General features: G+C 68.9%; 12 protein-coding genes. 1 reads left to right on the top strand and 11 read right to left on the bottom strand.

The genetic code is table 11. The annotated features are described in order from the left end of the window. Position 1: 1 nt before the first annotated feature. From LHA35_RS14000 to LHA35_RS13980, 5 genes are read right to left on the bottom strand one after another with little or no spacing between them, the layout of a single operon-like run. Positions 2-1,294, bottom strand: coding sequence for an ABC transporter substrate-binding protein (locus LHA35_RS14000; protein ID WP_226608891.1), 1,293 nt, complete (start codon positions 1,292-1,294; stop codon positions 2-4). Positions 1,295-1,315: 21 nt separating this feature from the next. Continuing rightward, positions 1,316-2,383 carry a branched-chain amino acid ABC transporter permease gene (locus LHA35_RS13995; RefSeq protein WP_226608890.1) on the bottom strand — a complete coding sequence of 356 codons (1,068 nt, stop codon included), beginning with the start codon at positions 2,381-2,383 and terminating at the stop codon, positions 1,316-1,318. Between the two features lie 4 nt (positions 2,384-2,387). Continuing rightward, positions 2,388-3,281, bottom strand: a complete 894-nt coding sequence (locus tag LHA35_RS13990) for a branched-chain amino acid ABC transporter permease (protein WP_226608889.1) — start codon at positions 3,279-3,281, stop codon at positions 2,388-2,390. Between the two features lie 5 nt (positions 3,282-3,286). Then, entirely contained in the window at positions 3,287-5,194 is a 1,908-nt protein-coding gene (locus tag LHA35_RS13985) for a long-chain fatty acid--CoA ligase (RefSeq protein WP_226608888.1), read from the bottom strand. Continuing rightward, the gene (locus tag LHA35_RS13980; RefSeq protein ID WP_226608887.1) at positions 5,191-6,015 is read right to left on the bottom strand and encodes an ABC transporter ATP-binding protein; all 825 of its coding nucleotides are present in this window, start codon (positions 6,013-6,015) and stop codon (positions 5,191-5,193) included. Before LHA35_RS13980 ends, LHA35_RS13985 begins: the two co-directional genes overlap by 4 nt. A 318-nt stretch (positions 6,016-6,333) precedes the next feature. On the opposite strand from LHA35_RS13980, the gene LHA35_RS13975 reads away from it, so the two are divergent. Next, the gene (locus LHA35_RS13975; RefSeq protein WP_226608886.1) at positions 6,334-6,945 is read left to right on the top strand and encodes a TetR/AcrR family transcriptional regulator; all 612 of its coding nucleotides are present in this window, start codon (positions 6,334-6,336) and stop codon (positions 6,943-6,945) included. Here the strand turns inward: LHA35_RS13975 and LHA35_RS13970 are convergent. From LHA35_RS13970 to LHA35_RS13945, 6 genes are read right to left on the bottom strand one after another with little or no spacing between them, the layout of a single operon-like run. After that, positions 6,932-7,819, bottom strand: coding sequence for an NAD-dependent epimerase/dehydratase family protein (locus LHA35_RS13970; RefSeq protein ID WP_226608885.1), 888 nt, complete (start codon positions 7,817-7,819; stop codon positions 6,932-6,934). The two genes, LHA35_RS13975 and LHA35_RS13970, sit on opposite strands and share 14 nt — an antisense overlap. Then, positions 7,812-8,339 carry a dTDP-4-dehydrorhamnose 3,5-epimerase family protein gene (locus tag LHA35_RS13965; RefSeq protein WP_226608884.1) on the bottom strand — a complete coding sequence of 176 codons (528 nt, stop codon included), beginning with the start codon at positions 8,337-8,339 and terminating at the stop codon, positions 7,812-7,814. Before LHA35_RS13965 ends, LHA35_RS13970 begins: the two co-directional genes overlap by 8 nt. Continuing rightward, a complete protein-coding gene (locus tag LHA35_RS13960; RefSeq protein ID WP_226608883.1) occupies positions 8,336-9,586 on the bottom strand; it encodes a class I SAM-dependent methyltransferase in 1,251 nt (416 codons plus the stop codon). The genes LHA35_RS13965 and LHA35_RS13960 overlap by 4 nt, the downstream gene beginning before the upstream one ends. After that, a complete protein-coding gene (gene rfbG / locus LHA35_RS13955) occupies positions 9,583-10,644 on the bottom strand; it encodes a CDP-glucose 4,6-dehydratase (protein ID WP_226608916.1) in 1,062 nt (353 codons plus the stop codon). Before rfbG ends, LHA35_RS13960 begins: the two co-directional genes overlap by 4 nt. Positions 10,645-10,646: 2 nt before the next feature. Beyond that, positions 10,647-11,417, bottom strand: a complete 771-nt coding sequence (gene rfbF / locus LHA35_RS13950) for a glucose-1-phosphate cytidylyltransferase (RefSeq protein ID WP_226608882.1) — start codon at positions 11,415-11,417, stop codon at positions 10,647-10,649. Then, positions 11,414-13,753, bottom strand: a complete 2,340-nt coding sequence (locus LHA35_RS13945; RefSeq protein WP_226608881.1) for a tetratricopeptide repeat protein — start codon at positions 13,751-13,753, stop codon at positions 11,414-11,416. Before LHA35_RS13945 ends, rfbF begins: the two co-directional genes overlap by 4 nt. Positions 13,754-13,858: the final 105 nt, after the last annotated feature.

Genomic DNA, 13,858 nt, shown 5'->3' with positions numbered 1-13,858 from the left:
CCTACCAGCCCAGCCAGTCGGCGCGGCGGTCGAGCGTCACGGTCTTCACCGGCTCCAGCCGCATGGTGCCGGCCTGCATCAACTCGCCCACGCTGCCCTGGCTGGTGTCGCCGCTGACACGCGCGCGGTAGATGGAGACGGCCAGCGTGCCGCGATGGTCGTCCTTGGTGAAGGTGGACGGCGCGCAGACGCCCTCGAACCCCTTCGGCACCCAGTTCTGCCGCGCGTAAAAGCCATCGCGCACCCGCTCGCCGCTCACCTGGCCGCCATTGGCCGCGGCTGTCTCCATCGCCTCCGCCACCAGCATGGCGCTGCAGATGCCGGCCAGGTAGTGCACCGGGCGATAGGCATTGCCGGACTGGTCGGAGACGCGGCTGACCGCCTGCACATTCGCCATGCCCGGCGCCTGCTGGCCCCAGACCGCCTGGGTGCGCACCGGGAAGACCACGCCATTCGCCGCCGCGCCGGCCGCCTTCATGGCGTTCTCATCCATGCCCCAGACATTGCCCATGAACTGCACATTCACGCCGGCGGTCTGGCAGGCGCGCAGGACGGAGATGTTGGAGCCCGCCGTGTTGCCGAGATAGGCGTAGTTGGCGCCCTGGTTGCGCAGCGTCAAGCATTGCGCGGTGTAGTCGCCGGGCGTCAGGGCGAAGACGATGGCCGGCAGCACCTCGAAGCCGAGTTCCGCTGCCAGCGCCTCGCCCGCCGCCTTGGGTGAGTTCGGATAGGGGTGGTTGGCGCCCATATGGACGTATTTCGGCCGCCCTTGCCCGCCCTTCGCCTTCCAGTCCTCGGCGGCCCAGATCAGCATGGCGCGCAGCGCGTCGGAATAGGAGGGGCCGTAGAAGAAGTTGTAAGGCGCCGCCTCCACGCCCTGCCGACCGGACTTGCCGCCGGCATCGGTCAGCGCGGCGGAATAGGAGCCGGAGACATAGGGCACCTTGTCGCGCGTCACGAAGCGCACCAGCGCCTCGGTATCCGCCGTGCCCCAGCCATTGATGGCGACGACGCGCTCGCGGCTCCAGGCCTGGTACTGGCTGACGGCGCGCGGCGCTTGGTAGCCGTAGTCGAAGGCGAGGACATTGACCTGCCGGCCATTGACGCCGTTGCGGGTGCGGTTGAGCCAGGCCCAGGCGTCGTTGACCCCCTGGGAGAAGGGCGTGCCGACATCGCTTGTCGCGCCCGAGAGATCCATCAGATGGCCGACCGGGATCGGCTGCGCCTGCGCCACCGTCGGCAGCGTCAACGCGGCCGCCGCGGCGAGGCCGAGCATCTGTCTCCGCAGGGTCATGTTTGTTCCTCCCGTGTTGGACTAGTGTGAGTAGGGGTAGAGCTTCCAGTACGCCTTGATCAGGCGCCACCGCCTTGCGAGCCCGTCCGGCTCGAAGATCAGGAAGAGGATGATGGCTGCGCCGATCGTCATCTCCCGCAGGAAGGAGATGGAGTTGCCGAGCCTGAGCGCGCGGTCGATCGCGCCCCCCGCCAGCGCATCGGCCACCATCTGCACCGCCTCCGGCAGCAGCACCATGAAGGCGGCACCCATCAGGCTCCCCATGACGCTGCCGAGGCCGCCGATAATGACCATCCCGAGGAACTGGATGGAGAGCAGGATGGTGAAGGCTTCCACGCTCACGAAAAGCAGGTAGTGGGCGTAGAGGGCGCCGGCGACGCCGGCGTAGAAGGAGGCGATGCCGAAGGAGAGCGTGCGGTAATAGGCAAGGTTGATGCCCATCACCTCGGCCGAGAGGTAATGGTCGCGCACCGCGACCAGCGCCCGCCCGTCCCGCGTCCGCATCAGATTGGCCGCGCCGACGAACATGAGGATGACGAAGGCGAGGACGACGTAGAAGAAGCTCTCCTCCCGGTCCGCGCGCCAGCCGAACAATTCGAAGGGCTCGGTGATCCGGCCGGCGACGCCGCCGGTGAACCACTGGGCACGGGCGAAGAAGTCTTCCAGGATGAACTGTGCCGCCAGCGTTGCGATCGCCAGGTAGAGCCCCTTCAGCCGCGCCGCCGGCGCGCCGAAGACGAGGCCGATGAGCGCCGTCATGAATCCGGCAAGCGGGATGCAGAGCACGACCGGAATGTGGAACTGCTCATGCAGCCAGGCGCTGGCGAAGGCGCCGAAGCCGAAGAAGGCGGCATGGCCGATGCTGATCTGGCCGGTGAAGCCGACCAGGATGTTCAGCCCGAGCGCGGCGATGCCCATGATGCCGATATTGACCAGCAGGCCGAGTTCGTAGCGCCCGAGGACCAGCGGCGCGGCGCAGAGCAGCGCGAGGCCAAGCCAGAGCGCGAGACGGCTGTTCCTGGTCGGGAAGATCGTCATGTCTTCCCGGTAGCTGGTGCGGTAGTCCCCCGCCGGCGTCATCACGGCCATGGCGCTACACCCGCTCAATATTCTTGGTGCCGAACAGGCCGTAGGGCTTGACCAGCAGGATGAGGATCAGGGCGTAGAAGGGCGCGATGGTGTACATGTTGCCCCAATTCAGCCATTCGGCGTCGATGTATTGTGCCCAGTTCTCCAGCAGCCCGACGATCAGCCCGCCGAGCACCGCCCCCACCACGCTGTCCAGCCCGCCCAGGATGACGGCCGGGAAGACCTTGATGCCGTAGAAGGAGAGCGCCGAGGAGACGCCGTTCACCACGCCGACCACGACGCCCGCGACCGAGGAGACCACCGCCGAGATCGCCCAGGACATGGCGAAGACCTTGGGCACCGAGACGCCGAGGGACTGCGCCACCTGCTGGTCGAAGGCCGTCGCCCGCATGGCCAGGCCGTGCTTGCTGGCGGTGAAGAACCAGGCGAAGCCCGCCATGATGAGCACGGAGATACCGAGCGACATGAGATAGACGGTTTGCACCTGCAGGCCGAAGACGCTCACCTGCTCGGCCGCGAAGATCGGCGGGAAGGGCTTGGCGAAGACGCCGAAGATCCACTTCATCAGTGCCTGGAAGAAGATGCCTAGGCCGATGGTCGCCATGATGACGCTGATCACCGGCTCCCCGATCAGGGGTCGCAGCACGACCACCTGCAGGATCATGCCGAACAGCGTCATGAAGGCGAGGGTGAAGAGGAAGCCGGCCCAGAAGGGCAGTTGCCAGTCGGTCAGCAGCCACCAGCAGACCCAGGCGCCGACAAGCAGGAACTCGCCCTGTGCGAAGTTGACGACCTGGGAGGCCTTATAGATGAGCACGAAGCTCATGGCCACGACGCCATAGAGCGCGCCGACGATCAGCCCGTTGAGCGTGAGTTGCAGCAGCAGCGACCAGTCCATCCGCCCTACTCCGCTGCCTGGGCCAGGACCGGCGCGCCGCGCATCGATACGACCTTCAGCGTCGTCCGGATGCGCTGCTTCGTGCCGTCCTGGAAGGCGATGGTAGTGTCCACCGGGATGGCGGCATCGCCGCGATATATGGCCTCGATGATCTCGCCGTATTTCTGGTTGATGACGCCGCGGCGGACCTTGCGGGTGCGGGTCAGCTCCTCGTCATCCGCGTCCAGCTCCTTGTAGAGCAGCAGGAAGTCCCGGATGCGCTGCGGCTCGGGCAGGGTCGCGTTCACCTTCTCTACCTCCTGCCGCAGCAACTCCGTCACCTCGGGCCTGGAGGCGAGGTCGGTATAGGTGGTGAAGGCGATCCGGTTGCGCTCCGCCCATTTGCTGACGATGGGGAAGCGGATGCAGATCATCGCCGCGAGATGCGGCCTGCCGTCGCCCAGCACCACCGCCTCCGCCACGTAAGGGCTGAATTTCAGCTTGTTCTCAATATACTGCGGGCTGAATCGGTCGCCCTTGCTGGTGGTCGCGATGTCCTTGATGCGATCGATCACCACCAGATGGCCGTTCCTGTCGACATAGCCGGCATCGCCGGTATGCAGCCAGCCATCGCGCAGGTCGCCGGTCTCCGCCATGCCGAAATAGCCGGAGAACATGTTGGGATGCCGCGTGACGATCTCCCCCAGGCCGTTCTGGTCCGGATCCACGATCCGCGTCTCGATCTCCTCGGTGAAGGCGACGCCGACCGTGTCCTGGTTCACGTCGTCCGCACGATGGACCGTATAGGCGCCGAGCGTCTCGGTCTGGCCGTAGATCTGCCGGAGCGGCACGCCCATGGCCTGGAAGAAGCGGAAGGTGTCGGGCCCGAGCGCGGCGCCGCCGGTCGCGGCGGAACGCAGGTTGGTGAAGCCAAGGCGATCGCGCAGCGCGCGGAACAGCAGTTGGTCGGCCTTGAAGGACCGCTCGCCCTTGTCGAGCGCCGCCAGCCCCCATTGCATGCCGAGATCGAACATGCGCCGCTTGAGCGGGCTTGCATCCATGACCTTGGCGCGCACCTCGGCCGCCAGCGCCTCCCACACTCTTGGGGCGAAGAGGACGAAACTCGGGCCGATCTCGCGGAAATCGGCCATCATGGTCTCCGGCTCCTCGACGAAGTTCACCTTCATCCGGGCCAGCAGCCCCCAGCCGAGGGCATAGATCTGCTCCATGATCCAGGGCAGCGGCAGGACAGAGACATACTCATCCTCCGGCCCCTTGGGATCGGCCTTGAGATAGGCTTGGCAGTGCCGCACCAGCGCGCCGCCCGTCAGCATGGCGAGCTTCGGCCGCGCCGTGGTGCCGGAGGTGGTGCAGAGGATCGCCACCTCCTCGCCGCGCGTCGCGGCGACCATCGCCTCCCAGGCACCAGGCTCCGCCTTGTGCGCCGCTTCGCCGAGGGCGACCAGCTCGGTGACCGGCAGCAGCCGCGGGTCCTCATGCTTGCGCATGCCGCGCGGGTCGCAATAGATGATGTGGCGCAGGCTTGGCACGCGGTCGGAGACGCCGAGCAGCTTGTCAACCTGCTCCTCGTCTTCCGCGATCACCGCCTTGGCCGAGGCGAATTCGAGGAGGTAGGCGACCTCGTCCTCCAGCGCGTCGCGGTAGACGCCAAGGCTACGCGCGCCGATCGCATGCGCCGCGATCTCGCCCATTACCCAGTCCGGCCGGTTGTCGCCGATCAGCCCGACCACGTCGCCGGCACCGAGCCCCAGCTTCCGCAGCCCGAGGGCGAAGGCGCGCGTGCGCGCCTCGTACTCGCCCCAGGTGATGCTGCGCCAGATGCCGAATTCCTTCTCCCGCAGCGCGACGTCATTCGGGAAGCCGCGGGCGTTGCGGGCGAGCAGCTTCGGCAGGGTATCCGCAGCGTCGCTCATGACTCCACAGGCTCCATTGCCTCTTCCGGCTCGCTCACCACCTCATCCGCCTCGCCTAGATAGGCGCGCCTGACATGCGGGTCGGCGAGCACCTCCTCCGGCCGCCCTTCGGCGATCTTCCGGCCGAAATCCAGCACCATGACGCGGTGCGAGATGTCCATCACCACGCCCATGTCGTGCTCGATCATCAGCACGGTCATGCCCCATTCCTCGTTGAGGTCGAGGATGAAGCGGGCCATGTCCTCCTTCTCCTCGAGGTTCATGCCCGCCATCGGTTCATCCAGCAGGATGAGCTTGGGCCTGAGGGCGACGGCGCGCGCCAGTTCAACGCGCTTGCGCAGGCCATAGGAGAGTGTGCCAGCCACCGCCTTGCGCACATGCTGGATCTCGAGGAAGTCGATGATCTCCTCGACCTCCCGCCGATGCGCGATCTCCTCCCGCTGCGCGCCGAACAGCCAGAAGGGCATGCCGGTCCAGAAGCCGTGCTTCAGCAGGTGGTGCCGGCCGACCATGATGTTGTCGAGCACGGTCATGTGCCCGAACAGCGCCAGGTTCTGGAAGGTGCGGCCAATGCCGATGGCGGCGCGCTTGCGCGTGGGCAGGCGGGTGATGTCCTGGCCGTCGAAGCGGATGCGGCCCTCGGTCGGGCGATAGCGGCCGGAGATGCAGTTGACCATGGAGGTCTTACCGGCGCCGTTCGGGCCGATGATTGAGAAGACCTCGCCCTTGCGCACCTCGAAGGAGACATCGGTCAGGGCCCGGACGCCGCCGAAGCGCAGCGAGACACGCTCCGCGGCAAGGATCGGCGTCGTGGCCTCCATGCGCCCGGCTCCCCTGGATCTGGTTTCCTCGCCATCGGGATATGGGGTGCCTGCGGTGGCAGCAACAGCGCCCGATCGGGCGTCACCCGCCACGGCTGCAGCTCCGGGAAAGGGGCAACGGCTCAGGGCGATCAGCCGGCATCGATGCCGGACTTCCTGGGCGCCGGACATGGCTGTCCTGATATCGCACCATCCGTAACCTCCCCGCGGGAACTTGGCCGTCCCACTGGGAAACGAAGGTACGTTAGTTTCCAGATTGACCGCAAGCCTTCTTTCATCGGATTCTCGGCGAGCAGAGGAAGCGGCACAGGAGAGCAGATGGCCCGCATTTCGGGCTCCAACGGCGCGCGCACCGCAACGGCGATCCGCAGCGCCGCGCTGACGCTGATCTATCGCCAGGGTTTCGCAGCGATGAACCTGCGCGACCTGGCGGCGGAAGTCGGCATCCAGCCCAGCTCGCTCTACAATCACATTACCAGCAAGCAGGCCCTGCTTTTCGACATGATGCAGGAGCACATGGCAACGCTGCTGGCCGCGACCGATGCGGCGCTGGAGGCCGCAGGCCCCGCGCTGATGGACCGGCTGCGCGCCTTCATCGCCCATCATGTCCTCTACCATATGGAGAGGCGGCAGGAGGTCTATATCGCCAATTTCGAGTTGCGCGCGCTGGACCCGCCCAACTACCGTCAGATTGTCGAGATGCGTCGCAACTATGAAGCGCGGCTGATGGCACTACTGGAGGAAGGCGTGGCGACGGGCGAGCTGGAGGTGGCAGACATTCCTGTCACCACCTTCGCCATGCTGGCGATGCTCACCGGCATCTGCACCTGGTACCGCCCCAACGGCCGCCTGGAGAAGGCCGAGTTGGTCGCGCTGCACACGGAGCTTGCGCTCAACGGCGTGCGGCGGCGGGCGGTCAGCGCCCGATGAGCTTCGCCAGTTCGCGCGCAAGCTCGGCGCGCTCGGTAAAGCCGACCTCGTGCACGAGGCGCGTGGTATCGGCGGCGATGAAGGGCGGCTCGCCCTCACGCTCCCGCAGCGCGCCGAGGCGGATCAGGTCCGGGCGACCGATCAGCCGGCCGATCGTCTCGATCACCACGCGCGTCGCCACGGGCCGGCCGGATGCTGTGTTCACCGCCCCCTCGACCCGGCTCGCCGTCAGCGCCGCAATGGCGCGGCCCAGATACCCGGTGCTGACGAAGTCGCGGACCGCGCGGCCGGAGCCGGTCGCGGCCTCCCTCCCCTCTCGCAGCGCCTGCATCACGGCCGGCACGAGCCGATCGGGATGCTCACCCGGGCCGAAGAGATGGAACAGCCGGGCCCAGGCGACGGAAAGGCTCCGTCGCTGACCCATCGTCGCCCAGCGCACGGAGAGTTCCGCCTTGGCCCGCCCATAGGGCGTCGCGGGCGCGATGCGCCGCGTTTCCGGCCAGGAAAGCGTTCCCTCCTCCTCCCAATCATATTCGGCACAGGTGCCGAGGCCCAGCAGCCGCCGTCCGCCGCACTCGGCAAAGGCCTCGGCCAACGCGGTCGAGGCCTCGACCCAATCGGCATTCTCGGGCGCGGTCCAGAAGCGGCCAGGCGTGACATACCAGGCGGCGTGGACCAGCACCGCCGGCCGCACATCGCGCAGCAGCGCACGCATCGCGCCTTCGTCCAGCAGGTCGGCCGCATGCCAGATGGCCGCGCCGGTGCCGGCGTGGCGCGCCACGGCATGAACCTCGAACCCGTGGGCCGCGAGCGGCGCCAGCATCGCCCGCCCCACGAAGCCGGTGGCCCCGGTGAGCAGCAGGCGCTCAGCCATGATCGGGCCAGTCGCGGTCGCGGTCCGAGATCACCGCCGGCGCGGCCGGCCAGGTGATGCCGAAGGCCGGGTCGTTCCAGCGCAGGCCGCGCGCCGCATCAGGCACATACGGTGCGTCGATCATGTACTCCAGCCAGGCATCCCCAGTGAGGGAGAGGAAGCCATGCGCGCAGCCATGCGGGATGAAGAGCGCGTTGTGCCGCTCCGCCGTCAGTTCCACCCCCACCCAGCGCCGATAGGTCGGCGAGTCCGGCCGCAGGTCCACGGCCACGTCGAAGACGGCGCCGCGCAGGCAGCGGATCAGCTTGCGCTCCTCGGCCGGCGCCACCTGGAAATGCAGCCCGCGCAGCGTGTGGCGGGCGCGGTTCTCCGAAATGCTGATCTGGTACGGCCGGAAGTCCAGCCCCGCGGCGCCGAACTCCTCGGCACACCAACTGCGGACGAAGCGGCCGCGTGTGTCCGTGACCGGCTCCCCCAGCACCTCGGCCACGCCGGCGATTCCGGTCGGGCGCAGGATCATGCCAGCGCGTCCCGCACGGCCAGCCGGGGCACCGCGACGGCCAGCCGGCCCCGGTACCCGGCCTCGCGCAACTGGCGGGAGACTTCCGGCTCGATATTCCAGGGCAGGATCAGAATGTCATCGGGGTTCAGGGCCAGCATGGCGCCCGGCGAGACCACGGGGATATGGCTGCCCGGCAGCAGCCTGCCTTGCTTCGCCATGCTGCGGTCCGCCACCGCCAGGATGTCGGCCGCGCCGATCCCCGCCGCGTTCAGCAGGGTGTTCCCCTTGGCGGCGGCGCCATAGGCGTAGACCCGCCGCCCCTCCGCCCGCGCGGTGGCCAGCCAGCCCCGCAGCCCTTCCAACACTGCCTGCACGCGCGGGCCGAAGCCGCTGTAGAAGGCATCGCCGCCAAGGCCCCGCGCCGCCTCCTCCGCCCGCAGCGCCACCAGCGCCCCGGACGACGACCGGTCCGCGGCGGAGGAGAGGACGCGCAGCGAGCCACCATGGGTCGCCAGGCGCTCGACATCGAAGACCTTCAGGCCGTGCCGCGCCAGCGCCGCTTCCATCGAAAGCAGCGACCAGTAGGCATAATGCTCGTGGTAGATCGTGTCGAACTGCACGCCATCCACCAGCGCGACCAGGTGTGGCGCCTCGATCGAGACGACACCCGCCCCCCCCGCCATCAGCGCGAGGCCACCGATGAAATCATCCAGGTCCGGCACATGCGCCAGGACATTGTTGGCGACAACCAGATCGGCCGGCTTCCCATTTCGCACGGCCAGGATATCCCGCGCCGCCTCCCGACCGAAGAAGCGCGCCTGCGTCGGCACGCCCGCCGCGCGGGCGATCGCCGCGACATTCGCCGCCGGCTCCACGCCGAGGCAGGGGATGCCCGCCCTCACGAAATTCCGCAGGAGGTAGCCATCATTGCTGGCCACCTCGACCACGAAACTGTCCGGCCCCAGGCCAAGCCGTGCCGTCATGGCCGCGCAGAACCGCACCGCATGCTCAAGCCAGGTGGAGGACATGGAGGAGAAATAGGCGTACTCGGTGAAGATCCCCCGCTCATCCACCACGGTGTCGAGCTGGACGAGACGGCATTGCTCGCAGACCAGGCAGCGCAGCGGAAAGGCCGGCTCCGGCTCCTTAGCCCGCTCCGGCGGGACATAGGAATTGGCGACCGCCATCGTGCCGAGATCGCAGAAGGTGAGGCCGAGCCGGCCGCCGCAGGCGCGACAGGCCGTGACGGCACGGGCGCCGCTCATGCCGGCACCAGCCGGTCGATGGCCGCCAGCGCATGCGCCCGTGCATCCCCACCCGCACGCCAGGTCGCGTACCAGCGGGCGGTTTCGGCGATCGCCTCCGGCGTAGACAGGGTGGGCAACCAGCCCAGCGTACGGCCAGCCAGGGTGGAGTCGAGCCCGAGACGCGGCGCCTCCGCCATCACCGGTCCCTGCTCCTGCCGCCAGTCCACCGGGGCACCCATTGCCGCACCCCAGAAATCGATCAGCTCCCGCACCCGGATCTCCCCGTCGAGCGGCCCGAAATTCAGCGCGGCGGGCGATCTGTCGGGAGCTTCCGCCAGGTGCTCCGTCAGCATCAGATAGCCGCGCAGCACGTCCAGCACATGCTGGAAGGGCCGTGTGGCGTCAGGACGGCGCAGCAGCAGGGGCTCACCCGCCAGCTGCGCGCGCACGAGATCGGGGATGATCCGCTGTTCGCCGAAATCCCCGCCGCCGATGACGTTGCCGGCCCGCGCCGTGGCGATGGGCGGCAATTCCCGTGCGAAGGAGGCGCGCCAGGACTGCACCGCCGCTTCCGCGGCGGCCTTGGAGGCGCTGTAGGGATCGGCGCCGCCGAGCGGGTCCTCCTCCAGGAAGGCGCGGCCCGCGCCGTCATTGCGGTAGACCTTGTCGGAGGTGATGAAGAGCGCGGCCGCCACGCCCGGCAGGCCGCGCAGCGCCTCCAGCAGATGGATCGTGCCGGTGCAGTTGGTGGCGAAGGTCGCCGCCGGCTCGCGGTAGCTGCGGCCGACAAAAGGCTGCGCCGCCAGGTGCAGCACCAGCTCCGGCCGCGCGGCCCGCACCAGCGCCGCCAGTTCGGCGCCGTCACGGATATCGGCGCGGTGGTCGGCCGCCAGCAGCGGCGCGACCTGCATCGCCGCGAAGGCGCTCGGGCCCGGAGCGGGATCGAGCGCGATGCCCGTCACCTCGGCGCCCAGCCGGTGCAGCAGCAGCACGAGCCAGCTTCCCTTGAAGCCCGTATGGCCGGTGACAAGGACGCGGCGGCCCCGCCAGAAGCCCGGCCGCGGATTGCCACGCATGCTCACCAGCACCTCCACGGCGCCCGTCCGCTGGCCCAGAGGCGCTCGAGCTGGTCGCGGTCGCGCAGCGTGTCCATCGCCTGCCAGAATCCCCTGTGATCATAGGCCATCAGCTCGCCATCGCGGGCCAGCGATTGCAGCGGCTCATTCTCCCACATCGTCCCGTCGCCCTCGATGCGCTCCAGCACCCTCGGCGAGAGGACGAAGAAACCGCCGTTGATGGCGCCGCCATCGCCCGGCGGCTTCTCGATGAAGGCCTGCACCGCGGCCCCATCGCGCGCCAGCGCGCCGAAGCGGCCGGGCGGCACCACCGCCGTCACCGTCGCCTGCCTGCCATGCCCCATGTGGAAGTCAATCAGGCCGCGGATATCGATGTCGCCGACGCCGTCGCCATAGGTCATGCAGAAGGCCGGCTCGTCGATGACATAAGGCGCGACGCGCTTCAGCCGCCCGCCTGTCATGGTGTCCTCCCCCGTATCCACCAGCGCGATGCGCCAGGGCTCGGCGGAGGGCCGCAGCACCTCCACATGGCCGGCGGCCAGGTCGATCGAGAGGTCGGAGGCATGCAGCCGGTAGTTCAGGAAATACTCCTTGATCTGCCAGCCCTTGTAGCCGAGGCAGATGACGAAGTCGGTCACGCCATGCGCGGCGTAGATCTTCATGATGTGCCAGAGGATCGGCCAGCCACCGATCTCGACCATCGGCTTCGGCCGCACCGAGGTCTCCTCGGACAGGCGCGTGCCGCGGCCGCCGGCCAGGATCACCGCCTTCATCGCCGCGCCACCTCCTGCGCCTTGTCATAGAAGGCCGTCACGAACCGGTCCGCCTGGCCCAGGGGATTGCGGCGGATCATCTCCCGCAGGCCGTGCCGCAGCATGCGTCGGCGGCTGCGGTCCTCGGCGAGCGCGGCGGCGGTCTTCACGTAATCCTCCTGGCTGAACACGGCGAGATCGCCGAGCCCGGCATTGGAGAGGTTGGAATAGCTCAGCCGCTCCGGAAATCCTGGCCCGACCAGCGAGATGCAGGGCACGCCCATCCACAGCGTCTCGCAGGTGGTGGTGCCGCCGACATGCGGCAGGCTGTCCAGCGCGATGTCGATGGAGTTGTAATGTTGCAGGTGGGTGCCGCGCACGGCGACATACTCGATCCGGTCGGGATCGACGTCGCGCGCCGCAAAGGCGGCCCGCACATTCTGCACGAAGGACGGCACCCGCCCCTCCGGCCGGACGAAGAGGAAGCGCGAGCCAGGCACCGCGCGCAGCACCGCCGCCCAGGCATCGAGGCAGGCGCGGGTGAATTTGTAGGGGTTGTTCATGGTGCCGAAGGTCAGGACGCCGCGGCGTTCCTCCGGCAGGTTCTCCTCGATCGGCACCGGATTGAAGCCGATATCGCCCAGCGTCACCCAGGTCTCCGGCATCTCGAAGGGCTGCTCGATCAGCAACCCCGGCTCCGACGGCCGGATATAAGGATCGACCAGGATGTAGTCGATTGCCGCCAGCCCCGCCGAATGCGGGTAGCCCAGCCAGCTCACGCCGATGCGGGCCGGCCTGTAGGCCATGACCTGCAGCTTGTTCATCGCCGTGGTGCCACCCAGTTCGAACAGGATGTCGAGTTCGTCCTCGGCGATATCCGCCGCAATCTCCGGCACCGGCCGGCGCGGCCACCACCGGAAGGCGGTGACCTGGCTCTCGATATGCGCCTGCACCGGGTCGCGCCCGCGCTCGTAGAAGGAGTAGCAGAACACCTCCACGCGCTCGCGGTCGAAGCGCTCCAGCAGCGGCATGGCGAAGTAGGTGACGGGGTGGTCGCGCAGGTCGCTCGACATGAAGCCGATGCGCAGCTTGCGCCCACCGGCCAGCGCCGGCATGGCAAGCGGCGTCACGGGCGCGATGCCGCGCGCCTCCCGCTCCCCCCATTGCCGGTGCCAGGCGACGATCCGCCGGCGATCCTCCAGAGTCTGCACGCGGCCCAATTCGTAATGCAGCGCGGCGATCTCGCCGCTGGCGATCCAGTGCGGCGCCAGTTCGGCCAGCGTGCCGGTCGCATCCAGCCGGTCATGATCCAGGCAGCGCATGAACACGCCGCGCAGCGGTTTGGCATGGCGCTGCGCACCGGCCGGATCGGTCCGCAGCAGGGTGCAGGCACGCTCATAGGCTTCCTGCAGGTTCTGCGCCTCATCCCCGTGGCGGCTGCGGCCGAGATTATCGATCAACGCCGTGGCCAGGCGGCTCGAGCCGGGATTGGCGGCGAGGCCCCGCCGCAGCGCCGCATTCGCCGCCTCCAGATTGCCGTCGCCATGCAGCCGGCTGAGCAGCAGGGCGCCATCCTCGTCCCCCGGCGCCACCGCCAGGGCCTTCTCGGCCAGCGCCAGCGCTGCCTCCCGCTGGCCGCGGCGGAGCGCGATGCGGGCCTCCAGGATGTCGAGCTTCGGGTCGCCGGGCCGGGCCTGGCGTGCCCGGACGAGCACCGCCGACAGCCTCTCCTCCTCCCGCAGTTCGACCAGCACCCCGACGAGGTCGGTGAGCGCATCAAGACTGGTGGGGTTGAGGGTCACGGCGCGCTCGAGGCTCGCCATCGCCGCGCGCAGATCGCCACCCGAACGCTGGGCGCGGCCGAGGAGGCGATGCAGGTTGCCATCGCGCGGCGACAGCCTGATGCCGGCCTGATAGGCCGCGGCGGCCTCCGCGAACCGGCCGAGCTGGTCATGGAGGTTGCCGAGATTCTGGTGCACCGCGACGGCGCGTGGATCGAGCCGCAGGGCGGACTCCAGCACCGGCAGCGCTTCCTTCGGCCGTCCGGCGCGGCGCAGCATGACGCCCAGCAGATTGGCCAGGGTGGAATCCCTGGGCCGCCTGGCCTGGGCGGCGGCTGCCACTGCCACCGCCTCCTCCGCCTGCCCCGCCGCGCTCAGCGCAAGGGCATGCGGCACGGCAAGGGCCACGGCCGAGGCGCCGGCAGCAATGGCGCGCTCGAAAGCCGCGGCCGCCTCTGCCGGCCGCCCGCTCTCCGCACAGAGCAGGCCGAGCCGCTGCCAGTCCATGGCGCTGTCGGGCCTCTCCGCCAGGCGGCGGCGAAGTTCGGCTTCCGGCACCCGGGACGGCGTGGCCACCGTCGCGGAGGTCCGGCCGGGGGCAGGTCTCTGTGGGGATCTCATCGGGCTGTCTCGCGGCGCAGGCTGGGCGCGGATGGTGCAGCGCCGGCCCTCCCGCCGCGC

It is taken from the genome of Roseicella aerolata (genome assembly GCF_020523605.1).
Lineage (GTDB): Bacteria > Pseudomonadota > Alphaproteobacteria > Acetobacterales > Acetobacteraceae > Paracraurococcus > Paracraurococcus aerolatus.
The sequence above is the reverse complement of the archived record's forward strand: the minus strand, read 5'-3'. Positions and strand labels throughout refer to the sequence as shown.